Below are 23,505 nucleotides of genomic sequence, written 5' to 3'. Positions count from 1 at the left end.
GCCGAGACTCCTGGAATTCCCGCACGGACGCCTCGGTGACAGTCGATCGGCGCGGGCGCCGACCCCGGAGGGCATTCGTGTCGATCGCCCACGAACATCGGCTGATTTACGCCGTCACCGACCGAGATCATCGTGGTCGCGGTCGGTGGGCATTACGACGAGCAGCTCCCGGATTCACCTCGTCGGAGGTGCGATGACCGACGCGCGGCGCGGCGCGGGCTGTGGCGTCTGGGAAGACATTTGGGTGAACGCCGGATGATCGACGAGTTGTCCGTGCGCGTAGATCGCATCGCGCAACCGCTGACGGGTCGGCTCCTCGGCCAATAGCAACACCAATTCGTCGCAGCGCCGTTCGAACAGCATCGACCGCAGCACCGACGCATCCGAGGCGGAGCGGCCCACGGCAGTTTCCGATCGCAACTCCCCCAGCGGAATTCGCGAAACATCCGCCTTCAGCGGCAGCATGGACGCCACCACCAGATCATCGGCATCGCGCAGCTCATCCCACCACTGTTCCGGAACCGGTTCGGCCTGCCGGAACGCCTGCAGGATCCGCTCGCGCACGGCGGCGGTCCCGAGCGCGGTCGCGGCATTCGGTCCCAGCCGTGCCGTGCGCGCATGCGCGTCGACGGCGAGTTCCACACAGCGCCAACCGATCCGGTCGGCGGGCACGGACACGGCCCGCTCCAGCAGTTGCGGTGCACCGACCAGTTCCAGTCGGTCCACCAAACCCGTTCCCGGACCGGCGAAATCCATCATCGCGGCGGCACCGACCGAACCCGCCGTCGGAATTTCGCCCAGTTGTCGGCTCAGCGCGTCCTCGATCGGTAGCGACGATGCCAGTGCCGTCAGCCGAGCCCCGGTTTTCTTGCCCCAGGACAATGCGAATTCCGCGAGTACCCGGGCCGGATCGGCGATCCCCTCCCAGGCCGGATCCGAGACCGACCACATCCACGGCGTCGAGAGTTCCCGAGGCAGATACACCCGCGCGGGTAACCAGCCCTGCCCCTCGTTCGAGGTGACGAACGCGCCGACACCGCCGGGATGCCGCATGATCGACACCGCCCAGGCCGTGCCGACCGTCGCGGATTCGGCCGCCGCGAGCAGGCTGCTCAGCAGGGTGCGCGCCAGTGCGAGATCACCGTCGACCCGTTCACCGACCATGAAGGTCGGGGCCGCCGCCGCGATCATCGCGGCACCGACCGCATCGCGCATATGGTCACTGCCGGAAGACTTTTCGGAGTCGTCGGGCGCCGCATCGGACTGGACCGGAACCCCCGGGGCCGGACGCACCGGTGGCGCGTTCTTGCCGGGTGGTACCGAAACACCCGGGGCCGAAACACCGGACGCCGAAGGCGATCCCGGCGAAACCCGTGGTCCCGCACCGGAAGTTCGCGAATCGCCGCCCTGGGGCGCTCGCGTATCCGCGCCTGGCGCCGAGGGATTCGCGGTGGCGCCTGCCGCGGCGGGCGGCGCGGTAGTGGGCGGTGCCGTAACCGTCGGCGGCCCGATGACCGGCGACGGCGCTACCGGACCCGCGAACGCGCCCGGCATGGAACCGAGCAAGCCGCCCGGCGCCGATTCGGAGTGTTTGCCATCGAGCTCAACCCCCAGCGACCTATCCGTACCGGACTTCGACGCCATTCCTATTACGTCATGGTCGGTGGAACCGCCCTCGGACGTCGAGAGAGTTTCCGCCGCAGTGGGTGTCGAGCCACTGTCGCCGGGGCTCGTCGAGCCCGAGTGCGATACGCCCGAGTCCGCCGCACCCCCGGATTCACCGATACGCTGCGGTCCGTAGCCGGAGTCGGGTGCGGCACCGTAACCGGGCGCACCCATGCCGGTCGACGACGCATCAGGCGCCTGCGACTGCGGCACGTCACCCGGCTGCGGTCCCGTCGGTGGCTGCGTCGCAATTGGGTTGTCGGTGCCGCCCGGCCCGTGCGGTCCGCCGAGATCACCACCGGGCAGTGGTGAGAACGGCCGCGGCAGCCCGAGCTGATCGAACAGCCTGTTCAGCGCATCCAATGCCGGAACCCGTGGCACACCGAGGCCATCGGGCAGACGCCAGCCATTGGGCCAGCCGGGAATACCGGGCGGCAGCTGCGAATTCCCCGGGTGGCGCGGTCCGTGCCCGGCATGCGGATCCGAATGCCGCCGATTCCCAGGTCCTCCTCCGGAAGAGTGGCGATCCGATGGCCCCGGCTTCCCCAACGCCGCCGCGATAATCGGCAACTCCGGCAGGCCACCCGGCCCGATCAGTGTGAGCGCATGCCTCGCCACCTCGTCGACCTCGGCCCGTGCCTGTGCGATGGTCTCCCTGACCTTGGCGCGTTCCTCATCGGCGGTCGAGCCGTCGCCGTCCTCGTCGGAGACCTCATCGGGAATAGCGCGGATTTTGCGGTCCGCGCGATAAACGATGTCGAGAATGTGGGTGCGCGTCCGGTCGACGATTCCGGCGATCCGCTCGAAGGTGTCCGCGGTGGCCACCAGCGCATCGACGAAACCGCGCAGAGTTCCCTGCTGGGCGCGCAGATCATCCTTGATCGGATCCAATCCGGCACTGGAGCGGACGCTCTCGTCGAAGGCACGGCGGGCACGATCGGCCTCCGCAGGATCCAAAGCCTCGGCGCCCTCACGCGCCACCCGCTCGAGCGCACCCCACTCGCGCGGCGAGATCTCCGGCCAGTTCTCGCCGACAATGGCCTTCCAGTGCGGACTGTTGCGCTCCTCCGGGTCCATCCGGAAATCAGATCGACCCGGATACCTGGGCACCGCCCGCGACATCGCTGCCGTGGAGGGCTTGGTTGGTCTCGACGACATATCGATGCATCGAGCCGGCATGGTCGTTCAGATCGTCGACCGCGTCCCCGAACCAGCCGACGATCTGATCGCGCACCCTGACGGCCCGATGATCGAGCTCCGATACCGGGCTGTGCTGCAACGCGAAGGCATCGGTGGTCGCACTGACGTGGCCGGTGCTGGAGGTCACGACCCCGAAGTGTTGGCCGTGGGTCGCCGTCACATCGTCCGGGTCGTCCGTATCCAGGATGTAGGTCATGGCGGGTCCTGTCTGAAAGATTCCTGCGATCAGGAAGTGGTGCCGAATTCGGCGATCTCGGTTGCCCGATAAGAGGATTCGGTGGGCAGATCGAAGGAATCGATGGTGTACGGGCGGGTGCCGTTGTGCTCCATCTCGGCCCGCAGACCGACCCGTGACTTCAGATGTGCCAGCCGGGCGAGCCGGACGATTTCCGCGGCCAGCCAGGTGTCCCCGTTGTCCCTGGCGTCGTCGGTGATGTGCAGCCCGACGACCTCGCCGTCACGACCACAGGCGACACCGACGGTGTGGTCCGGATTGAACACCTCATAGATCAGGTTGCGCCAATCCGGCGGTGCGACCTCGTCGAGGTCGTCCTGGTCCAGATCATCGAATTCGGTCATCGGCTACTCCTAGGTGCGTGCGACAGTGCCGGGCGGCGCGATCACTCGGTCGGGCGGGCCCGCGGCGGGTTTCTCCGGAGCCGGATCATCGGCGGCGGACAGCTGCTGTGCCAACGCATTCCAGGCGGCGTCACCGATGGTCATGACCTGACTCAACTGCCAGAATCGGGCGCCGAGATACATTTCGCCGGTGCCGTCCGGAGCGATGTCGAGATGGTCCGGCCCATCCGTGGTCGGATTGAGGCTGATCGTGGTAGCCGGAGGAAATTGATCGTCGACGTTGATGATCGTCGCGCCGCCGCCGGGGATGAAACTCTGCCGACAGCGATCGCTCGCGGCCACCGCCAGATCGGAGCTGTTGGTGGTGAGAGTGACGTCCGGATTCAGCAGCAGCTGCAGCACCCAGGAACGGGCCGCCTGCTCCGGATTGTCGGCATTGATCGAGATGGTCAGTGTCGCAGCCAGATCCACGACCAAGACGGCCTCGGCGCTGGTAACGCCCACGACCACCAACCGCTTCGGCGAACCGGCTGGATACGGCAGATCGTCCGCGGCCAAGGCGATCACATCCGAACCGACACCGACTCCGGTGACCGGATGCGCGTTCACCGTGCCCGTCGCCACATCGATCGCGTACGCGCACAACAGATCCGGGGTGCGATCCGCGACCCCGGCCAATCGGACCAGCCCCTCGCGGTGCAACCACCGGACGGTATCGGCGACGGTGACGCCATCGCCATCACTCATGACTTCTGCTCCGCGCTCGCCGCGGCCGGTTCCGCTTCCGGCTCATCGGCCCAGGGATCCTTGTCCATGAGCTGCTCGTACTGGCGTGCCGCATCGGCGGTGCTCTCCCGGATCGCGGCGACGATCTCGGTGACCAGTTCATCGCTTTCGAGCCGGTCGACAGTGCCCGGAGCGAGGTAGAGCCCGACAAGTCGGCCCATGGCATCGACCTCGGGAATCACCGCGCCGCTCGGCGACGGCCGACGGGCGCGGATGCCATCGATCTTCTCGCGCAAGTCGGCGATCTTGTGGCGGAGTTCGCGCGCGGCATCGAGCGCCGCCTGCACGTCGGGGTGGATATCACTCATGCGGAACCTCCGGATTGGGACGCCTGATTGGGCTGGGACGGCGTCGGCGGTGTCACGGTCGGCGCGATCGTCGGCTTCTCACCGATCACCTGCTCGGTATGCGGTGTGTCGTCGACATACATCAGCCGATCCGGATGCCAGGCCACCACGCGGTTGCGTTCGTTATTGCCACCGCCGGCACCGCCCATGCCGGGCGACATCGGCATGTACGGCATCATGCCGGAACCGGTGCCCGCCGCACGCGCCGCACCGGCCGCCGATGTCGACAGCGGCTCGATCACCGATGTTCGCGGCAGACTCGACGAACCGCTCGCGACACTGCCCGAGGAACCGACCATCGGCATCGGGCCGACGGTGAACGACGAGGACGTCCCCGATGAATTCATCGCACCTGTGATATCGGAGATCGGCGTCGCGCCGCCACTCGAACCGCCGCCGCCCAGTGCACTGTAGTCGGTCGAGCCGTAGTCGCTGGAACCGTAATCGTCCAGCCCTTCCGTCGTCGAGTCGGTGCTGTTCTGATTCAACAGACCGGACGACATCAGCGAACTCATCACGGTCGGCAGCATGGACGCCAGGCTGCTCAGCATCTGACTGGCCTCGCCCGAACCGCTCGAACCGCTCTCGTCCGAACCGGTTTTCGACGAACCGGCGTTTTCCGCGTTCTTGGAGCCGACGGTGGTGGCGTAACCGGTGATGGTCTCCGCCGAGCGCGCGTTCTGCTCCTGGAACTTCGCCAGCGCGGCCTGGATACCGACCTCGTTCTTGGAGCGGATCGCCTTCAACAGTTCCTTGCGGGCGGCGATGATCTCCTCGGGCGTAGGGTGTTTGGCCTTCGCCGTGGTGAAGGCATTGCTGTAGGTGTCGATGCCATCGACCAGCTTGCCCAATCCGGTGCCGAGTTCGTCGAGCCAGCTCCGATGTTTGGTCAATTCGGATGCAGCGGCGGAGCCTACCGGAACCCAATGCTGCATCGTCTGTGTGGCCGCGTCCACGCCGGCGAGAGCCGCGGGATGGAAGCCGCCGAGAAAGCCGCGCACATCCGTCGAGAGTTTGTTCGCCGGACCCGTGCCGGGTCCGCCACGCAGTTGCTGCGCGAACGTCAGCGGATCGACGCTGGCACCGGCCGCGGGGAAATTGAAAGCTGGCGGTTGCCGCACATTCAGCGGCATCGGTTCCGCGACGGGATTGGCCAAAACCTCACCGCCACTTCCATTTATCTCGCGCGCGCCCGCGTCGTCAGCGGCGGTGTAATCCGCCGCCGCCGTACCCAGCTTCTGCGCCGTCTTGTGAATCTCACCGAGCACACCCGACATTCCGTTCAGCAGATTGGCGGCGTGGGCATTGAGCTGTGGCACCGCCTCGGCCGAAATCGGGTCGCTACCCGCGGGCAGCACCCAGCCCTTGGGTAGCGATTGCCCGGTGGCATGCGCCAGCGCGGCGAGTTTCGCCGCCGCGGCGGCCAGCTCCGCCGGATTGACGTCCAACGCCATCACTGTCTCCTCTCACCCCAGCGCATGCTCAGGCAGGCGCCCCTCCCGTAGCCGCGAGCATCGGTGCGCCGGACTGGTCGCCCGTCGGGGCGCCGCCGGGCGCCTGGCCGGACTGGTTGCCCGCCGCGGTTGCCTCGATGCCATGTGGGTGGGCGAATCCGGAGAATTCGCCGAATTCCCCGGCGGTGTCCGACAACTGGTTCAAGTTGTCGGAGGTCAACTCCGTCAACTTGCCGCCGATAACCGCCTCGAGAGTGCCACCGGAATCCGGGGTTCCGAACTTCACGACCACGGCCGTGCGGTCCTTCCAGACCGCGACGTCGCCTGTCATCAGCTGGTTCGGATCCACAGAGTCGCCGATCTGCTTCTTGTCCGACCACTTCGCCGGTGTCTTGCCGTAGGCGGCCTGCGCGTCGGTGCCACTCTGGTTGCCGAACGCGGCATCCAGCGCCTGCGCGACCACCGCCGGGACCTTCTGCGTGCGGCCGTCGGGGAAGGTGTAGTCCACCATGCCGTCGGTACCCGGAGTGTGGCCGGGCACCGGGCCACCGGGCTGTCCCTGGCCGGTCTGCGACGAGGAAGTGCCGGGAGGCGGCGTCGACGCCGGGGTACCAGGTGCGGTTGTCGACGCTGGCTGGGCCTGGGCTTGGGGCTGCGTGGCGACCGCAGGCTGCGCGGCGAGAGGTTGCTGCTGGGCCAGGCCGTTCTGGCCGTACTGATTCATCATGTCGCGCATCTGCTGCTGCTGCGCCATCTGCGCCAGCTGCTGCCCGAGCGAGTTCATCATGTCGCTCATACCGGAGCCGACGCCCGAACCCATCCCGGAGTCGGGATAGCTCGCTTGGGTCGGGGTGGTGCTGCTGGGGTAGCTGGAGCCGGTGTCTCCCGACCCGACCGAACCCGCTCCGGTGCCATCCGAGCCGCCGGTCCCGGTGCCGGTCGACGAGCCGTCGCCGGTGGAGGAGCCATCGGCACCGAGGTCGATGGGTTTCCAGGTGTCGTCGGCGCCGGTGCCATTGCCGGTGCCATTGCCATTGTTTACCGGCTGGGCCTGGCCCGGATCGTAAGTATAGTCGCCATTACCGTTACCGGTGCCCGTACCTTTCTTCTTCAGGTCGTCTATTTCCTTCTGGAGCTTATCGGCCAGCGCGCTCCCGTCCTTCACCTTCTGCGTCAGGTCGGCGATTTGCTTGGTCTGGTCGTCGATCTTGGCTTTGCTGGCAGACATTTTGTCCAAAGTGTCTTTATAGATTTGCGCTCCGGCCTCGAGTCCATCCGCAACGTAGCCCATGATATAGTCATCCATGGTCGTGCTACCGTCTAGCGACTTCGTGGCACAATCACTCAGACCGTTTATCAGCTGACCCATCTGGCTCTGATATTGCAGTCGGTCTTCTTTCGTATCCTTCGTCGTCTCTTTCACTACCGCAGTGAACTTGACCTGCAGGTCATTGAAGGCAGCCTTGAGCGAGCTCGCCTTCTGCACATAATTGCTGATGGCCCCCGACCGCAACTGACTCAATTGGACCTCGGAAACCTGACTCACCGAATCAGCGTCCGGCAGATCGGACGTCTTCCCGCTGCCGAGGGCATCCCAGTTGGTGATGAGAAATTTCAACAGCCGGTTATCTACGAGCTGTTTGGAAGGCTGCGATATCTGGTAAGCCTTCCCGTCGGGATAACCATTTCCATGGTCATCCGGCACCCAGAGAATGGGCATTTCCGGAGTAGCCGTCACGCTGACACCGGCCACGGCTGCTGCGACTTACCGTCCGCGTCGTAAGCGCCAATTACCGCCTTCGAATCCTTGGCCCCATAGTAGTTGCCACTCATATCCGCGCCCGCAGGACGAGTCGATATTGTGACAGACTTATCCGCTCCGCCGCCTCCGCCGCCATTGCCCGGCCACCAACCGGCCTCATCGAGGCGACTCCCGGCGTAGGCACCCATGGCGCGACCGGTGGCGCGCCCTGCCGATCTGCCGACCGCTTTGGGAGCAAGACCACCGAACGTTTTGCCGGACTTCGGGAGATACTTCGGCATCGTCATGGAATGGTTAGCGATCCAATCGAAACCCTTGCCGATCAAGCTGTCAGTGGCAGCCTTGCTCGCAAGCTTCTCCGCGATCGGACCGCCCACCTTCGCGAGTATCCCGCCCGCGAGCTTCCCACCCGGAATCGCCGACATCGCCCAGGTTGTCGCACCGGCCGCGAGTCCTTCTTTCAAACTTCCCGTTTCGGCCCAGGTCAAACCTGCATCGAGGAGACCGGCCGCCGGAGCACCCACGCCGGGAACCAAGGAAACCGCGGTTACAGCGACATCTTTCCAGTCGAGGCCGAGAAAGCCCATCTGTTCACCTACTCAGTACGGGGTCGATGGCAGCACCTGCGACCTGAACAACGAACCGGCAATCGGCCATCCCGGCGGGACCGGTGATCCAGGCACGGATGACGTGGTCAGCGCACATCGCCATAACCGCATCCACCTTTCGATCGCGCACTCCGCCCAAGAACGGACCCTGACCTGCAAATTCAGCGTCGATAGACAGTGCCGCTCGGGCAAGCCCTCGACGAACCCATTGTCGAGGATTCCCAACGTTGGGAACTGTGGTGGAAAGCGGCGCGGTCAGGATAATTCTGGGAAGACGCGCACGAGTTGCCGTGGCCGCCAGCATGTTCGCCCGGCCCGGTGACCGATGGGAGGAAAACCGGATGAGTCGCCACCTGGTACTCGAGATCTCCGCGCTGCGTGTCATCCGTATGCGGGCGTTGGGTGGTGGGTTATGACGAGTCCTTTGGTGGAGCCGGTTGTCGCCGATCCTGAGCTCGATCCGGAGGCGGAGGCTGGTACAGAAGAGGGGGATTCACCGGAGTCGGCGACGCCGTGGACGCGGTTGGGGCGGCGCGGCGGTACATCACCGGGGCAGCCGAATGTCACCGCGCCGGGTGGGAACGGGCAGGGCTCATCGACGGATCCGGGTAGTCAGAGCGCAATACCGGGACAACCCCCGGCCGGATCCGGATCCGGTCAGGCGGGTTCGGGTAAGGGTGTGGTGCCTCCGGCTGCTGGGGGTGGTGCGCCGGGTGTGGCTGGGCCTGCTCAGGCGGGCGCGCCCGCTCAGGCGGCTCCAGCGCCGGGGGCTGCTGGGCAGGCGGCGCCTGCTCCGGCGGGTGCGGTGGCGCCGAATACGGCTCGGACCACTGATGATTCAGCGGCCGGGGATCACGCGGGTGGGTTGCTGGATCCGGAGACGCTGACCGCGATGGCTCCGACGGCGATGATGGCCGGGGCGATGATGCTGCCGATGATCGCCTCCGCGCTGGCCGGACTCGGCGGCGGTGGCGGATCCGGTTCGGGTAGTGGGGGTTCGGGCGAGAGCGGGGCAAGCGGTGGACTCACCCCCGAAGCGCAGAAGGCCATCGACGTGCTCAAACAATTGAAAGACGTCTACGGCACCAAAGACGCCGACGACTCCGAAACCCCCACCGGCGGAAAACAACTCGGTACCACCACGACCAGTGGTACCGGATCCGGGACGACCGCGACCAAACTCAAAGCCCACCAGCTGTATCAACGCAACGCCGCCACCGCGTTCAACAACCTCGACAACGAACTGCTCAACTACATGCGCTCCATGGCGGGCAACCACAAGGTCGACAGGAAAGCCGTCATCGAGCTCATCCGCGACGTGGACACCCAACTCGCCGAAATCGGGTCCGCCGCCTACACCAAAGCCGGACAACAAAAAGTCCACCAAATCCTCACCAACGCCCTCGCCAAAGCCGCCAAAATCGTCTCCGGCGGCAACGCCACCGCCACCGGCGCCGCCGCCGAAATCAACCGCCTCACCAACCAATACATCTACAACCTCGCCGGACGGGAATACAAAGCAGCCAGCGGCAGCAGCGGCGCAACCACGGCGGCCGCACAGCAAGCCGTTTCCGTGGCGATGGCCCAGCAGGGCGATCCGTATGTGTGGGGCGCGGAAGGCCCCAACTCGTTCGACTGCTCCGGACTCATGCAATATGCGGCCAGGGCCGCCGGAGTCAATATTCCACGAGTGGCCGCGGACCAGTACCGTCAGCTCCCCAAGGTCAACCCCGCTGACATCCGTCCCGGTGATCTGATCTTCCCGGATTCCGAATTCAACAACGGCAACCCGGGCCACGTCATGATGTATATCGGCAACGGGAAATGCGTCGAAGCGCCGCGCACCGGTCTGAATGTCCGCGTGATCAACCTCCCGAGCAGCTATCACGCCAGTCGGTGGAGCTGATCCGGATCCACCGCGGCTTCAGTAACCCACATACGCGCCGCCGTGGTGCAACTTCACGATGCCGGGCACATTGGCCACCGAGCCGTAGCGATCGATCGCGTATCGCACCCCGGCGATGATGTTGTCGACGGGATTCCAGATATCGCGATGTCCGGGTAGGGCGTGGGCATTGAAGGTGGAATCGATGGTCTGCATCAGCCCCTTGGAGGGATGTCCGGCCGCGGCATTACTGTCCCAGCCATTGATGGCGTGTGGATTGCCCGCGGATTCGTGCTGGATGATCGCCGCGATATCGGCGGGGTTGATCTGGCTGACGTCATAGCCGTTCTGGCGCAGGATCTGCAGGGCCGAGTTGATCCACTGCCCCACTTCACCACTGGGCTGCGCGCTCGGCGGGCCACCGCTGGCGGCGCGCGAATATACCTGCGGTCTGGATCGCCCGGAGTCCTGGACGTACCGATTGGCCAGTGCGGCAACCTGTTCGGCCGAGACGGCCGCGGCCGACTGCCCATTCCCGAGCACCGCTCCGGCCCGCTGCAGGGCATCACCGAGTGCGACCATCACCTGACGCTGGGTCGCCGCGGAATTTCCGACCGCACCGAGCGCGGTCAACGCGGCATCGGCCTCGGCGATGATCGAGGCGATCGCCGCCCGCCCCTGGATGGTGTCGGCGGCGGCACCGCCGAGAATTCGACCGAGTTCGGCGTTCAGGTTGCCCAGCGCGTCGTTCTGTTGGGACCTGTTCTGACTGCTGGCCGAATACTGGGAACCGAAAGCGCCATCCCAGCGCACCGGTCCGGTGGGCGCTCCATTGCCGACCAGCGGCGGCGCATTCGGCTGGCCGGTGCTGGACGTTGGCATGCCGTCACCATATTGGGCCGAGATCGATGCGAGCGCGCCCATCGCCGCGGCCGCCAACGGACCGGCACCGGCTGCGGCGGCAGCCAGGTCCGACCCGCCGCCGACGGCCGAAGTGCTTGTCGGAGCGGATAATCCGGACACAGGACTCGTCGATTGGCCGCGCACTGCGGCGGCTGCCGAACTAGAGGTGGCGGCGGTAGCCGCACCGGCCGACTGCAACGGCGGCATGCGCACCAGACCGCCCCGGGCCGGGGCGGCAGGGTTGCGGCGCGGCTCGGACGTTGTGATCCCAGCGCGGGCGTCCCGGGCATCGTCGACACTCGGTTCCGGCACTTCCCGATCCGGTGGCATCAGTACGGCTCGTACGCTCGACCGTTGCGGACCGCGACGACACCCGGCACGTTCTGTACCGATCCGTACCGATTGATGGCATAGCGGACGCCAGCGATGATGTTGTCGACGGGGTTGCGAATATTGGTGTGCCCCTGCACTGCCCACTGATTGAAGGTCGGCCCGATGGTCTGCATCAAGCCGATCGACGGAGTCCCGTTGTCGGCGTTGCTGTCCGTCAGGTTCATGGCGTTCGGATTACCATTGGATTCGTTCTGAATGATGATCGCGATGGCTTCGGGGTCGATCTTGCTGATGTCGTACCCCATCTGCTGCAGCACCTGCAGCGCCTGCTGAATCCACTGCCCGACGGTGCCGCCGACTGTCGTTCCCGTGGTTGCGCCGCTGCTGCCGCTGGCTGCTTTGTATTCCCGTCCGGCGAGGTTGTAGATGTATTGGTTGGTGAGGCGGTTGATTTCGGCGGCGGCGCCGGTGGCGGTGGCGTTGCCGCCGGAGACGATTTTGGCGGCTTTGGCGAGGGCGTTGGTGAGGATTTGGTGGACTTTTTGTTGTCCGGCTTTGGTGTAGGCGGCGGACCCGATTTCGGCGAGTTGGGTGTCCACGTCGCGGATGAGCTCGATGACGGCTTTCCTGTCGACCTTGTGGTTGCCCGCCATGGAGCGCATGTAGTTGAGCAGTTCGTTGTCGAGGTTGTTGAACGCGGTGGCGGCGTTGCGTTGATACAGCTGGTGGGCTTTGAGTTTGGTCGCGGTCGTCCCGGATCCGGTACCACTGGTCGTGGTGGTACCGAGTTGTTTTCCGCCGGTGGGGGTTTCGGAGTCGTCGGCGTCTTTGGTGCCGTAGACGTCTTTCAATTGTTTGAGCACGTCGATGGCCTTCTGCGCTTCGGGGGTGAGTCCACCGCTTGCCCCGCTCTCGCCCGAACCCCCACTACCCGAACCGGATCCGCCACCGCCGCCGAGTCCGGCCAGCGCGGAGGCGATCATCGGCAGCATCATCGCCCCGGCCATCATCGCCGTCGGAGCCATCGCGGTCAGCGTCTCCGGATCCAGCAACCCACCCGCGTGATCCCCGGCCGCTGAATCATCAGTGGTCCGAGCCGTATTCGGCGCCACCGCACCCGCCGGAGCAGGCGCCGCCTGCCCAGCAGCCCCCGGCGCTGGAGCCGCCTGAGCGGGCGCGCCCGCCTGAGCAGGCCCAGCCACACCCGGCGCACCACCCCCAGCAGCCGGAGGCACCACACCCTTACCCGAACCCGCCTGACCCGGCACCTCACTCCCCTGCCCGGATCCAGCCTGCGCAGACTGACCGGGTAAGGCGGGCTCATTCTCCGAGTTCGAACCCTCCTGCGGCGCTTGTGAATTCCCGCCCGAACCGGGCCCCGGCCACCCCGCCCCAGGGCTCGCGCCCTGCCGAGGCTTTCGTGTCCAGGGCGTCACCACCCGCGCTAGGTCACCATCACCCGAATCCCCCTCCACACCCGGATCATCGACAACCGGCTCCGCCTCCGCGGCCCACACCAACGGACTCGTCAAGAGTCCCCCTTCAACACCCGCTTGACCCGCACATCACCTCCGGTCGGCAGCACCTGCTCGACAACCTGCCCCGAATCCGGATCAACGGTGATAATCTGGGTCGCGTCGACGGCGATACCGACTCGGGTGGGAGCGTTGGATCGGTAGTCCCAGAAGACCAGATCCCCCGGCGAGATCGCCGCAGTATCGACCCGCTGACCGCAAACACCTTGGGCGGCAATGTCACTCGGCAGCACGACAGCCGATCGAGCGGTGGTTGTCGAACTCGACGGCCGCCCGCAGGCAACCTGCGTCGACCCGGTCCGCGGTATCGCGGCACCCGATGACGAGCCGACCGCACCGGCACTTGTGCCCGCCGCCGCGAGACATTGACCCGTCATCGCCGCATCCGATGCCACATCGATGACACTCTTCGTCAATGTCGTGGCATCGGCGGTGCCCGGCGAACCGTTGCGGCCGGGCTCGAGCATCGCCGGATTGCGGGCCACCGCCAGCGCGAACTGCCGCGCGCACTCGACGGCGAGCCCGGTATTGACGGTCTGCAGTGGTGGCAGCTGCCAAGATGCCGACCGCATCGCGGACGCGCAGGATCGCTGCCAGTTCGAGGCATCGGAATCATCTGGCGCGATGGTCCATTCGGCGTACGGGTTCGTGGTCGGCGCTTCGGACTCGGGAAGGGTGTCGGCTGCCCGGCGCGAGGTGGTAGCGCTCGATGGGGTTGTCGTGATGGCCGGATCCGGGCCGACGGCACTATCGCATTGATAGTGCAGATCCGCAGTGGACGACGTGGATGTGTTCCCCGCCAGCGTCATAAGCATCCCACCGCCCCCGCAGACTCCGCACACCCCCACCACGGCAATGAGAACCCACGCCCACGCAGGGATCATCGCGATGATTACCAGGCGATTGATCATCGAACCCCTCTCTGTGCAGGCCGAGTAGACGAATTAATTCCCGATCGCTCTGTTCACGGGGTCCATGCCTTGCTGGAAATTCGGATGAGGGGTATTTCCGCCAGGGGGAGTCACCATAGTCGGTCCGGCTCCGGTGCCGCCATCCATTATGTGGCGCGTTCTGGTGGCCCGGTAGGCCGCGGTCCGCATACCACGATGTGACCCCGGATTGGTTACGTCCTGCCGGAGCGTATCGAAGGCCTCCTCCACCTCCAAGGCATGCTCGTTCTTGATCCACTGCTTCATGCGGTCCGACGTCGGCGCATCCACATTGGCGTTCTGCAACCAAAACCTGTGGAGGGCAGTGGGCGAGGCCGGATCGTACGCCACGCCTGCCGAGACCTCATTCAGGGCTTGCATCATCAGCTCCGCACGATTGGGATCGGCGACAATGTTGCCCATGTATTCCCGGACGTAGCGGAGCTGAGGCCGCCACCCAGATGTGGCACCGCCGTCAAGGGCAACACCACCCGAGTTGTTCCCGCGGTACTCCCGAACCGCCTGCTGCAGGGTCCCGATGTGGGCCGCCGTCTCCTCGATATTGCGCCGCTGCTGCAACCGAGTACCCCCTCCGGTGACTACCAGTCGCGACGAATTCTCGACCTGTCGCACCGCAGCGGCCACGAAAGACAAGTCGGCATCCCGCAACGGAGTGTTGGCCGCGGCCCTTCTGATGCTCTCGACCGAATCGACCGACATTCTCGCCATTCTCTCATCCCGCACACCGGCACCTCTGAGTGCCGCGAATGCTTGGCCCGAATTAGCACCGTTTTTTGCCATCACACCGTACACACCACCGGCATTTCCCAAGTACGTGTCCAATCCGCCGTACGCCCGAGCTTCCTCCTCAGCAGTCCGCGCATAAAGCTCCCAGGGCATATATGACTGGGAATACCAGCCCATACGCCCACCGAACCGCCCGTCCTCGGCCCAAACCCCGCCCTGTGCCTCCGTTATCGCCTTCTTCAGCTTGGATTGCGGATGGAGCGATCCGGGCAATCCCAACATCAGCCATTCGGTCAACGGCGAGTTGGCAATCGTGCTCGCACCACCCATCAGGGCCATCATCCCCATACCCGACATCTTGTGGCTCGCACCGATTTGTCCCATGCCGAGCGCCATCGCACCACCGCCGCCGGAACCTGCGCCCGCGCGACTTCCACCGTTCTGGACCGCGAGCGCGAAGCGGTTTGCAATCCATTCATTCCCACGGTCGAGGTTGCCGGTGAAACGCCTGGCCTGTAGGAAGGCGACGATCATCACCACCGCGGTGAAGAACAAAACCGCGATTTCCCGGCCTTTCGCCTGTTTCAGCATCTCGTTCTCGATCAATGCTATGACCGCGACAAAAGCGATTTCGGCGGCCATCCGGAAGAACGAAAAGAAACCGTGCACAATACTGCGGATCGTGAATGTCTGCGTAGGACCGTAAACATAGCCACCCGCGGCGAAGCCGAAGAGTCCCATAAATGCCCAATAGATCGAATCGAGCCCGGACCAGACAATCCTGATGGACATATATCCGAAGAAGGGTACGATCCCGAGCAACATCAATACCAGCACCAGCAGACCGGCGCCGATCTGTCCCATGCTCGGATTGTCCGCGGCCGAGGCAGCGGCGGAATCACCGCATGACTTCAAACCCTTCTTGACCTGGCTGTCGCTTCCGGCCGACATGCCGGACGACCACGCAGCGGCACAACCCGGCCGATCGTCGACGACGTGGCCGAAGTTCCACACCTGTAGCGGGTGCCGCACGAAATTGTCGACCATGCTCTGCTGCATGGTCTGTGCCAGCGCCGCAGGATTCGGGCTGCTGTCACCGTTCACACCAGCCGCCACCGAAAGCCCGACGTCGCGGCCCTGAGCCAGCATGCCGTGCGGGGACAATACCTCGTCGAGCGGATCTCTGAGGAACAGCGCACTCAAGCTCGCCAGCACCAGCAGGGTCATGATCTGGAACGAAGCCTTGGCGAAAAAACCACGAGCCACGAAATAAGCGACGAAGAATGCGCCCAGCGTGACGAAGAAGAAGAACATCGCCGTCGTCGCGATCTGAGCGGTGACGCCTTCGGCAGCCCCGGACAATGGTGCGCGGAGCCAATCGAGCCAACCCAGGCCGACCGCGGAGTCGTACCCCCAGATCGGCAGGACCACAACAATAAGGAATAACGCGCACATAAGACCGAGGACCGACGCCATCACGGTCGTTATCGGATGGAATATGCTTCCGTCGCTCGTAATATACGTATATCGCGACACCGGGACACCATACGAATCCCGCATATTCGTGAAGCCGAGCGCGCTGTTACCGCCGGACTGCGCGGTATCGGTGTCGGTTTGCGCGCCCGCCACCGCACCGAGCGCGACCGGCAGCACGACGAGCACGAAGAAAGCGACGAGCCCCCAGAAGATCCAGCGTCGGCGTCGAGTCGCCGTGATCCACAGCCAACATCGATGCGCGAGCACCCTCGGCTGCCAGTGGACAGGATCCCAGGACTCCAGCTCGCTGCGCAGATCGGACCCATGCCACGCGCGCGACCAGGTGGGCACGGTAGACGGGAGTCTCATGCGATTTCCTGACGTTGCGGCAATGCGGAGCGAGTGCCGCCCTTCCCCGAGGGCGTACTGCTGATCGCCTCGGCGCGATCGGCGCGCGCCGGACCGAGCACCTTGCCACGGCCGATGCGGTTGAGCGCGTCCCGCATGAACATCTCGCCGCGCCGTTCCTCCGGCACCTGCCGACCTTGGCCGACCGGGGGCGAGGTCTCTTCGCGCAGGATCTGCAGCAGGAACGGCGCCTCCTCCAGATCGACGCCGAGCCATTCCAGACTGTTGCGGGCCAGCGTTTCATCGCGCTGCCGGAAGACGAACCGGTTGGGAATCAGGTTGTGCGCCGCGCCTTGGAAGTCCGTCGCCGGATCATGGGATGCCAATCCGATTGCGGCCAAATGCTTTCGACCGTCACGACTGAAGTCGGAGGTCACCGCCGAGCCGACCTGGGTCTGGGTGAAATGGTGCGCCTCGTCGCCGACCAGCAGACCGAATCTGCCGTTGTCGGTGAGGAACGCTTCCCGGGCGGCGACGCCGACCAGCTCGTACAGCGCGGTACCGAGACGCTTGGTCAGCGGCAACCGGTTGTACAGGTGCGGGGTGGTGAGTTCCTCCGCGGTCGGCAAGGCGAGATTGTGGCTACGGACCACCGTCGCCGCGGCATCGAGCCGCAGTGGTCGCAGCTTCGGATCGAACAACACCGGAACCCGGTCGACCACCGTCCCGAGCCGCGCCGCCAGATCAGCGTAGTCCTCGCCCACCCCGGGTGTGTCCCGCAGCCGCCGGACGACTTGCAGGAAGTCCAGCAGACTCCGAATGCCGTGCTCGGCAATACCTCTCGGCGAGAGCAGATTGCTCGCGGCCGCGCCGGCGCCGGATGTCGGCGACAGATCCAGCAGCGGCAGAATCGAATCCAGCGCCCGCTCCCCCGCGATCCGTGGATCGAACAGGCGCAGTGGGTCCAAGGACACCGTCGGATTGGCCAGATCGATGATGACCGCATTGTCGATCGAGGACGCGAAATGCTCCCATTCGCCGACCTGACTGCGATCGATGGCCAGGAATTGCCCGCCCATATCGTGGACCAGCACGGCCATGAGCTTCAAGAAATACGACTTGCCGGACCCGAGCTCGCCGGTGACCGCGAACGAGGCGGACAGGTCGTGCAGCGCCGCCTCCATGATCCCGAAATGGATCGGCTCGAAATTTCCGGACAACAGATTGACCCCGATCACCGGTCCACTGTCATCGCCGATCTGGCTGGTGGTGAACGGTACGAAGCCCGCCCACATATCGGAGGGCACGATATGCGCGAAATCGTCATAGGCCCGCCGCGCCGGACTGCCCGGGATGAGCATCGACCACAGATCCACCTGTGCGCCGACCGGCGCGGTCATCTCGACATTGAAGCGCCGGTACCGACGTTTGAGCATATTGACCGCATCGATGGTCGCATCGCGCGATGCCGAGCCGATCGCGATCACGGTGGTGAAGGAGACTTCGGATTCACCGCCGTTGACCTCGAAATGCTGGTTGTACTCGCCCAGCATCTGGGCCTTCGACATCAGGGTGTTCTGCGCGAAGGAAACCTCCTGATCACGCTGGTCCATCTGCTCACCCAACCGCCGCAGACTCAGCTCATTGTTCTTGAGCACCTGCTCCGCGGGCTTCGTCGATATCCGCATGCCCCAGTCGACCGTGACGTCCTGGATTCCCTCGAGCACACTGAGAAATTCGCTGCCGCCGGGAAAGGACATGCCCGTGTACGGGAACGAGCGCGGAGTCAGCACCGCCTGGTAGGAGGGTTGGAAAACCAGATCCGGCTGTACCACCTTGATCACCGGCACGAAGGAGGGGCGGATGCGCCGATTGCTGTCGGCCTGCGCTCCCTCATCGAGGGCGGCCGAGCGGAAGACAGCCGATGTCGCGTCGTCCAGCACGCCGGCCCGAGTCGGGGCGACCGGATCGCCCACCGCGCCGCGGCTCAGATAGTGCTCCCACAACCATTGGAACAGCGCGGCGGGCACCGGAATCGGATCGAAATCGCCGCCGATGCGCGAGAGGATCTCATTGGCCTTGTCATCGTATGCATCCAGGTCGGCACGAGACAGCGCGGCGGCGTCGATGGTCGTGGTGGTGCCACGCCACATCCGGGACAAGGCCGAAATACCCGAATTGCTGGCTCCGACGGGGATCGACAGCAGAAATATCCGGGTCTGCGGCAGAATCGCACGCACCCGCTCGAAGGAGGAAACCACCTCGGTGGCGTAATCCTCGCACTCGTCCAAATCCACGCCCTCGACCATTTTGCTCAGCACGTCGAGGGTATTGAGACGAGCCTGAATACCGAGGAGCAGTGAACCGTTCGGCAGATTGTTGATCAGCGAATGATGGGCCGCCTTGACATCGAACTTGTCACTGGCCTTGCGCAACCCGTAGCCCAACGGACTGATGAAGTAGTTGGCGGTAACCAGACCACCGTGCGTGAATTGCAGATGCCCGCGAATGGCGGCCGTGGGCTGCAGATCTCGTTCGAATGCCATCAGTTCCGCCCTCCGGGTAACGCGCCATCGCCGTTCTCAGTCACCTGCGGCAATGTCTTGCTCCATTTTTCGAGAATGTTGAGCGGACGCTCACTCGCCAATACCGCTACCGCCGCGCGGTCATCGACCGCGAGGACCCTCCGGTCGGGCAGGAGGATCACCACGCTCTCCTCTACGAACAGCGTGTGCCGCCCGGACTCCTCGCCAACCGGCATGCCCGACGCGGAAACCGGCCTGCGAACGATGATCAGCCGACCGATCCACAACATCCGAGATGTCAACCGCACGCCTGTGTAGGGCACCAACCCCAATGCGAAGACGGTGACGACGGCGAGGACCGCACCCACCACGAAAGTTATGGCGGGATTGACCGGCAGCGTCATGGCGAGCACCGAGGTGATCACCAGCAGCACGCCGCCACCGACCAACTGCGGCAAGGTGTATGGCCCGAACGGGAGTTTCTGCCCGTTCTGGGCCTTGCCGATCATGGTGGGGACCCGTTTGATCGGCGTGAACACCTTGACGACTTGGGTCACTGGCGGTACATCCCGCCGATCGGTTGGTCTTGGACGATCCGGCTATTGGAGTCGACGCGCGCGTAGTTGAGCAGGGTGGGCAGCGTCCAGAACAGGATCCCCGCCATCAACGCCGAGAGGGTGACGCCGATGAGCTTGCCCGGCGACAGCTTCGACTTCACCCCTTCGGAGATGAGCAGAACCATGCCGCAACCGGCGATGACGATCATCCCCGCCCAACGTATGAAGATCAGCCCGTTGTAGAGGATGATGCTCATTTGACTACCCATGAGGATGCCTTTCTGTTCAGTTCTGTGTCGCCGGTGGGATCGACACCGCGGAACTGGGTGCTGAGGTCGCTGTGCTGGTTGGGGCGCCGCCCGACCCTTCGTTGGCGGCGACGACCGTCATGGGTTCGCGAAGCTCGGGCATCGAATCCAGGTACTCCACCTGCCACTGCCCAGCGGTCTGGATCATCGTCAGGGGATAGGCCAGAGTCGGCGCTGCGCCGCTGGCCGTCTTCGGGTTGACCGTGACCAACACGCGGGCGTTCGATCCGCCGACACCGCAGCCGGCGTCGTCCGATGAGACCGTTGTGGTCTCCGCCGAGGTGAACGGCGCGGGCCGCAGCGCGGCGATGCCGGAGTTCGGTACGGTGTAGCGCGCGATATCGCCGGAGCCGGTGAGATATGCCGATAGAAATCCGGAGGCCACCTGCGCCAGTGGCGATTCCGCGCCACACGGGTTCTGATATCCCAACACCAGATCGATACCGCGTCCCGGCGGCTCGACCGCTGCGGGCACCGCCAAGGCACGTCGCCTGCCGTCCGCCGCCACCGATACCGCGACTCGGTAGTACTCGCGATTGCCGCTGGCTCCGGCACCGGTCTTGGCTACCCGGACCGAAACCGTGACCGACCAGACGTCGAATGCGTCGGTACTCAGATTGCGTGAGGTGAACACCACGATCGGGTCCGACACCTGTCGCCCGGTCGCGGGCAGATTGATCTGTTGTCCACCACCGACATACTCGCCGAGGCGCTCCTGCTGTCCGGACGAGGCGCTCAGGTAGGTGACCACGAACTCCTCGGCGAACGACTCGGCCAGCCTGGCGTGGCCGATGATCGCGGTAGACATCGTGTCCGGCGACTTGGCGACCGGCTTATCGGCGAACCAGCCGAGGATCGTACGACCACCACCGAGCACAGCGAGCACGGCGATGACGGCCACAATGGCATTGTCGCGGCGGCGGCGTGCGGCCATCCGGCGAAGTAATTCCTCGCCCGAATCTGCCTGCCTGCCAGCCGTTGTCCGCACTCTCGAAATGGTAGAGAGCCGAACCGCTCCCAATTGCCCTACTGTTCCCGCGCCTGGGAATAACGCCAATCAGTAGGCAGGGGTGCGTTTCATACGGTCGACCAGCCAATGACGCAGCTGATCGTCGTAACCTACCGGCGCGTGCGGCTCGATAGCCTGCTGGTGCGGCTCCAGCACGGGCACGTCATCGGCGACCCGTACCAACTGCGCGATCGCCAGCGGCCTCGTCGAATATCCGGGGTACGGATACAGCAGCAATGACGTCGGCGTATAACCGCCGCCATAGTTGAGCGCACGCATCGTGACCCCAGCGGTTTCCCCCACCCGCAGTCGATCACTGATCTCGATCAACCGGACCCGATCGTCCGGATGAAATACGTCGATTGGCTGAAACAGATAATCCCAGCGCACCCATGGCGCCGGATCGGTGAGCCAATGCGAAATGCTGGTGTGTTCGAGTTGCACAACCGCTAGGTGAGTTCCGGCACGACGATGCGCCTCACGCAACCCGACCCGCTCCAGCGTGGCCCAGGAGGCGGGCTGATCGTCGGCGGAGACGTCCTCGATCAGCCACCAGGCCCCTCGGGTCCGCTCGTCGTCACGGGCCCGAATCGTGATGCGCCAGCGCCCAGCTCGGCCGGAGCTGTGCGGCACCGTGACATCGAACTGCAGTTTGTCTCCCGGCTTGGGGTCGTAGAGCAGATCGAGCACCTCGGCGTGCCGATCGAACGCCGACATCCGGTGGAACAGCTCAGCGATCGACATCCTCGGCACATATTCCTCCGGCGCACTTCCGGAGAGCCGGGTGACGCCGATGGGCTGCTGAATGGTTTGGGAATTCAGATCCCAGATCACGCCCACCGCGGCGCGCAACTCCGGCGCCCGCGCTGCTGTCGGTCCGAGCCAGAGCCGGATCGCGTGCACATCGCCCGCGGGCCCGAATATCGGCCGGATCTTCAACTCGTGCATACCCGAACGGGTCGGGATCCGCAGATCCACATCCTCGGCCTGGTCGCGTGCCGCCTGCATGGCCGCGGCCAGCCGCGCGGTTGTCAGACTGTCATAGACCGCAGGCATTTTCGCCAGTAGCCGTTGGAGAACCCGCGGCCAGCCCGCGAACTCACGCGGTGCTTCCCCCACCGACGCCACGGACATCGTGTCCGGCGTCAACGTTTCGATGGTCACCCATGGGATTACTGCGTCGCTCCGCATCTCGCTTGCCCGTACCAGCCGTTCCTCCGGAGTCATGACTCAGCTGAGCCATGATCGTGACCTGCTCAATGTACCGTTGTTTAGCGGTCCAATCAACAGGTCAGGAACAGGTTCACCTGAACGAAGTCTTGTGATTCATACCGGACGGAGCAAACCGAATGCTGGTTTCTTAACCTAGTCCTAAGACAAGATGAACAGCGGCACAGGCATTCCCGGGCACACGCGTACGCCGCCGATCAGCCAAGGAGCCTTGGTGACCTGCGGATACTCCGCTACGCAAGGGCGTTCGGACAATTCGAACGACGCCGCGCCCGAACGGGTGATGACATGGATCGAGCGCCGCGTCGCCACCGCGGCCTTCGCCTGCGAATCGCTCTGTTAGCCGCCGGTTTCCCGGTGGACATGTCGGCCAGGAACGACTAGTCGGCGACCTGGGCCGCCGCCTCCTGGGCCATCATCGCGAGCAGACCCGCGCCCGCCAGTACGCCGAGCAGGTCCAACTCCGACGGAACCACGCGCAGTGCAGTCAAGAAGCCGAGGCGGGCGTGCGTCGCCACAGACGCGGCGAGCGGCTTCCACAGTGCCGGTCCGGATTTCGCAACGGTGCCGCCTACGGCCACCAGATCGATATCCAGCAGAGACGCCACCGAGGCGATCGCACGGCCGAGGGCCGTGCCAGCCCGGTTCAGCGCGGATACAGCGATCTCGTCACCGGCCTGCGCGGCCCCGACAAGGGCCTCCACGGAGTTCCCGACCCACCCTTGACTGTTGGCCCACCGCAATATCGAGGCTCCACTCGCTACCGCTTCCAGGCAGCCGCGTCCCCCGCATTCGCAGAGGTCATCGAAGCCGGGCACCAGAACATGACCGAAATGCCCGGCATTCCCGGTGCGCCCCACCACGACGAACCCACCGACCATGACTCCGGCGGCGATCCGGTCCGAGACGACCACCGAGAGGGAATCCGAGACCGCGCTGGTAGCACCGAAATTCCGCTCGGCCAAGGCCAGACATACACCGTCGAGTGCGAGTTGCACCAGCGCGATCGGAAAAATCTTCTGCACGGCGTCCACAAGGGCGAAACCAGCTCGCCACTCCGGGATCTGAGTCGGCGCCACCACACCGGCCGCCATGTCGACCGGCCCCATCGAACCGATGCCGACGGCGGTGACTTCGGTACCTTCGGCGCACTCGAGCAGCAGATCGCGACAGGCGGCCCACGCGCCGCCGGACGGTATGGGAATCCTGCGAACCTCGTCGGGATCGACGTCGTCGGCGACGCGAGTCACCGCGAACCCCGCGGGACCGATCTCCAGAGCCAGAATTGTCATGAGCCACTCACCGCCACAAGAATTTCC

19 protein-coding genes are annotated in these 23,505 nt (G+C 65.0%); 1 reads left to right on the top strand and 18 read right to left on the bottom strand.

Annotation, left to right across the window (positions count from 1 at the left end; translation table 11 throughout):
* Positions 1 to 174: 174 nt before the first annotated feature.
* The 8 genes from ACQPZ2_RS13410 to ACQPZ2_RS13375 are packed head-to-tail and all read right to left on the bottom strand — an operon-like array spanning position 175 to position 8,380.
* A complete protein-coding gene (locus ACQPZ2_RS13410) occupies positions 175 to 2,742 on the bottom strand; it encodes a hypothetical protein (RefSeq protein WP_433525818.1) in 2,568 nt (855 codons plus the stop codon).
* Positions 2,743 to 2,749: 7 nt separating this feature from the next.
* Entirely contained in the window at positions 2,750 to 3,061 is a 312-nt protein-coding gene (locus ACQPZ2_RS13405; protein WP_433525817.1) for a hypothetical protein, read from the bottom strand.
* A 29-nt stretch (positions 3,062 to 3,090) separates the two neighbouring features.
* Complete coding sequence (locus ACQPZ2_RS13400) at positions 3,091 to 3,444, bottom strand: hypothetical protein (RefSeq protein WP_433525816.1); 354 nt, start codon at positions 3,442 to 3,444, stop codon at positions 3,091 to 3,093.
* A gap of 9 nt (positions 3,445 to 3,453) precedes the next feature.
* Positions 3,454 to 4,191, bottom strand: a complete 738-nt coding sequence (locus tag ACQPZ2_RS13395; RefSeq protein ID WP_433525815.1) for a hypothetical protein — start codon at positions 4,189 to 4,191, stop codon at positions 3,454 to 3,456.
* Positions 4,188 to 4,538, bottom strand: a complete 351-nt coding sequence (locus ACQPZ2_RS13390) for a YbaB/EbfC family nucleoid-associated protein (protein ID WP_433525814.1) — start codon at positions 4,536 to 4,538, stop codon at positions 4,188 to 4,190. Before ACQPZ2_RS13390 ends, ACQPZ2_RS13395 begins: the two co-directional genes overlap by 4 nt.
* A complete protein-coding gene (locus ACQPZ2_RS13385) occupies positions 4,535 to 6,031 on the bottom strand; it encodes a PE domain-containing protein (protein WP_433525813.1) in 1,497 nt (498 codons plus the stop codon). Before ACQPZ2_RS13385 ends, ACQPZ2_RS13390 begins: the two co-directional genes overlap by 4 nt.
* A gap of 28 nt (positions 6,032 to 6,059) precedes the next feature.
* Positions 6,060 to 7,751, bottom strand: a complete 1,692-nt coding sequence (locus ACQPZ2_RS13380) for a hypothetical protein (RefSeq protein WP_433525812.1) — start codon at positions 7,749 to 7,751, stop codon at positions 6,060 to 6,062.
* A gap of 14 nt (positions 7,752 to 7,765) precedes the next feature.
* Positions 7,766 to 8,380: a hypothetical protein gene (locus tag ACQPZ2_RS13375; RefSeq protein WP_433525811.1), complete on the bottom strand. Its 615-nt coding sequence runs from the start codon at positions 8,378 to 8,380 to the stop codon at positions 7,766 to 7,768.
* Positions 8,381 to 8,813: 433 nt separating this feature from the next.
* Here ACQPZ2_RS13375 and ACQPZ2_RS13370 point away from each other — a divergent pair, with 433 nt between their 5' ends.
* Positions 8,814 to 10,307, top strand: a complete 1,494-nt coding sequence (locus ACQPZ2_RS13370; protein WP_433525810.1) for a C40 family peptidase — start codon at positions 8,814 to 8,816, stop codon at positions 10,305 to 10,307.
* 18 nt (positions 10,308 to 10,325) lie between these two features.
* Here the strand turns inward: ACQPZ2_RS13370 and ACQPZ2_RS13365 are convergent, their stop codons facing one another.
* The 10 genes from ACQPZ2_RS13365 to ACQPZ2_RS13320 all read right to left on the bottom strand — a co-directional run bounded on the left by ACQPZ2_RS13365 (position 10,326) and on the right by ACQPZ2_RS13320 (position 23,478).
* Positions 10,326 to 11,501 carry a transglycosylase SLT domain-containing protein gene (locus ACQPZ2_RS13365; RefSeq protein WP_433525809.1) on the bottom strand — a complete coding sequence of 392 codons (1,176 nt, stop codon included), beginning with the start codon at positions 11,499 to 11,501 and terminating at the stop codon, positions 10,326 to 10,328.
* Positions 11,502 to 11,518: 17 nt separating this feature from the next.
* Positions 11,519 to 12,790 (bottom strand): DUF4226 domain-containing protein, encoded by a 1,272-nt coding sequence (locus tag ACQPZ2_RS13360; RefSeq protein ID WP_433525808.1) that lies wholly within the window; start codon positions 12,788 to 12,790, stop codon positions 11,519 to 11,521.
* 260 nt (positions 12,791 to 13,050) lie between these two features.
* On the bottom strand, positions 13,051 to 13,968 hold the full coding sequence (locus ACQPZ2_RS13355) for a hypothetical protein (RefSeq protein ID WP_433525807.1): 918 nt from the start codon (positions 13,966 to 13,968) through the stop codon (positions 13,051 to 13,053).
* Positions 13,969 to 14,001: 33 nt separating this feature from the next.
* The gene (locus ACQPZ2_RS13350) at positions 14,002 to 16,560 is read right to left on the bottom strand and encodes a hypothetical protein (protein ID WP_433525806.1); all 2,559 of its coding nucleotides are present in this window, start codon (positions 16,558 to 16,560) and stop codon (positions 14,002 to 14,004) included.
* 14 nt (positions 16,561 to 16,574) lie between these two features.
* Complete coding sequence (locus ACQPZ2_RS13345; RefSeq protein WP_433525805.1) at positions 16,575 to 19,103, bottom strand: ATP-binding protein; 2,529 nt, start codon at positions 19,101 to 19,103, stop codon at positions 16,575 to 16,577.
* The gene (locus ACQPZ2_RS13340) at positions 19,103 to 19,639 is read right to left on the bottom strand and encodes a hypothetical protein (RefSeq protein WP_433525804.1); all 537 of its coding nucleotides are present in this window, start codon (positions 19,637 to 19,639) and stop codon (positions 19,103 to 19,105) included. The genes ACQPZ2_RS13345 and ACQPZ2_RS13340 overlap by 1 nt, the downstream gene beginning before the upstream one ends.
* Positions 19,636 to 19,908, bottom strand: a complete 273-nt coding sequence (locus ACQPZ2_RS13335; RefSeq protein WP_063044592.1) for a hypothetical protein — start codon at positions 19,906 to 19,908, stop codon at positions 19,636 to 19,638. Before ACQPZ2_RS13335 ends, ACQPZ2_RS13340 begins: the two co-directional genes overlap by 4 nt.
* Before the next feature lie 16 nt (positions 19,909 to 19,924).
* On the bottom strand, positions 19,925 to 20,935 hold the full coding sequence (locus ACQPZ2_RS13330; protein ID WP_245721140.1) for a conjugal transfer protein: 1,011 nt from the start codon (positions 20,933 to 20,935) through the stop codon (positions 19,925 to 19,927).
* A gap of 69 nt (positions 20,936 to 21,004) precedes the next feature.
* The gene (locus ACQPZ2_RS13325) at positions 21,005 to 22,120 is read right to left on the bottom strand and encodes a GAF domain-containing protein (RefSeq protein WP_063044590.1); all 1,116 of its coding nucleotides are present in this window, start codon (positions 22,118 to 22,120) and stop codon (positions 21,005 to 21,007) included.
* Between the two features lie 446 nt (positions 22,121 to 22,566).
* Positions 22,567 to 23,478, bottom strand: coding sequence for an ROK family protein (locus ACQPZ2_RS13320; protein ID WP_433525803.1), 912 nt, complete (start codon positions 23,476 to 23,478; stop codon positions 22,567 to 22,569).
* Between the last annotated feature and the right edge of the window lie 27 nt (positions 23,479 to 23,505).

Source organism: Nocardia pseudovaccinii, from assembly GCF_050942345.1.
Lineage (GTDB): Bacteria > Actinomycetota > Actinomycetes > Mycobacteriales > Mycobacteriaceae > Nocardia > Nocardia pseudovaccinii.
Note: the sequence above shows the minus strand (reverse complement) of the source record. Positions and strands in the feature narration are given on the sequence as shown.

Excerpts from the sequence above, each read along its gene's own strand:
- ACQPZ2_RS13355 (WP_433525807.1), bottom strand. The coding sequence starts at position 13,968 with ATGATCAATCGCCTGGTAATCATCGCGATGATCCCTGCGTGGGCGTGG.
- ACQPZ2_RS13385 (WP_433525813.1), bottom strand. The coding sequence starts at position 6,031 with ATGGCGTTGGACGTCAATCCGGCGGAGCTGGCCGCCGCGGCGGCGAAA.
- ACQPZ2_RS13410 (WP_433525818.1), bottom strand. The coding sequence starts at position 2,742 with ATGGACCCGGAGGAGCGCAACAGTCCGCACTGGAAGGCCATTGTCGGC.
- ACQPZ2_RS13335 (WP_063044592.1), bottom strand. The coding sequence starts at position 19,908 with ATGGGTAGTCAAATGAGCATCATCCTCTACAACGGGCTGATCTTCATA.
- ACQPZ2_RS13320 (WP_433525803.1), bottom strand. The coding sequence starts at position 23,478 with ATGACAATTCTGGCTCTGGAGATCGGTCCCGCGGGGTTCGCGGTGACT.
- ACQPZ2_RS13390 (WP_433525814.1), bottom strand. The coding sequence starts at position 4,538 with ATGAGTGATATCCACCCCGACGTGCAGGCGGCGCTCGATGCCGCGCGC.
- ACQPZ2_RS13400 (WP_433525816.1), bottom strand. The coding sequence starts at position 3,444 with ATGACCGAATTCGATGATCTGGACCAGGACGACCTCGACGAGGTCGCA.
- ACQPZ2_RS13405 (WP_433525817.1), bottom strand. The coding sequence starts at position 3,061 with ATGACCTACATCCTGGATACGGACGACCCGGACGATGTGACGGCGACC.
- ACQPZ2_RS13380 (WP_433525812.1), bottom strand. The coding sequence starts at position 7,751 with ATGCCCATTCTCTGGGTGCCGGATGACCATGGAAATGGTTATCCCGAC.
- ACQPZ2_RS13370 (WP_433525810.1), top strand. The coding sequence starts at position 8,814 with ATGACGAGTCCTTTGGTGGAGCCGGTTGTCGCCGATCCTGAGCTCGAT.
- ACQPZ2_RS13375 (WP_433525811.1), bottom strand. The coding sequence starts at position 8,380 with ATGGGCTTTCTCGGCCTCGACTGGAAAGATGTCGCTGTAACCGCGGTT.
- ACQPZ2_RS13345 (WP_433525805.1), bottom strand. The coding sequence starts at position 19,103 with ATGGCATTCGAACGAGATCTGCAGCCCACGGCCGCCATTCGCGGGCAT.
- ACQPZ2_RS13395 (WP_433525815.1), bottom strand. The coding sequence starts at position 4,191 with ATGAGTGATGGCGATGGCGTCACCGTCGCCGATACCGTCCGGTGGTTG.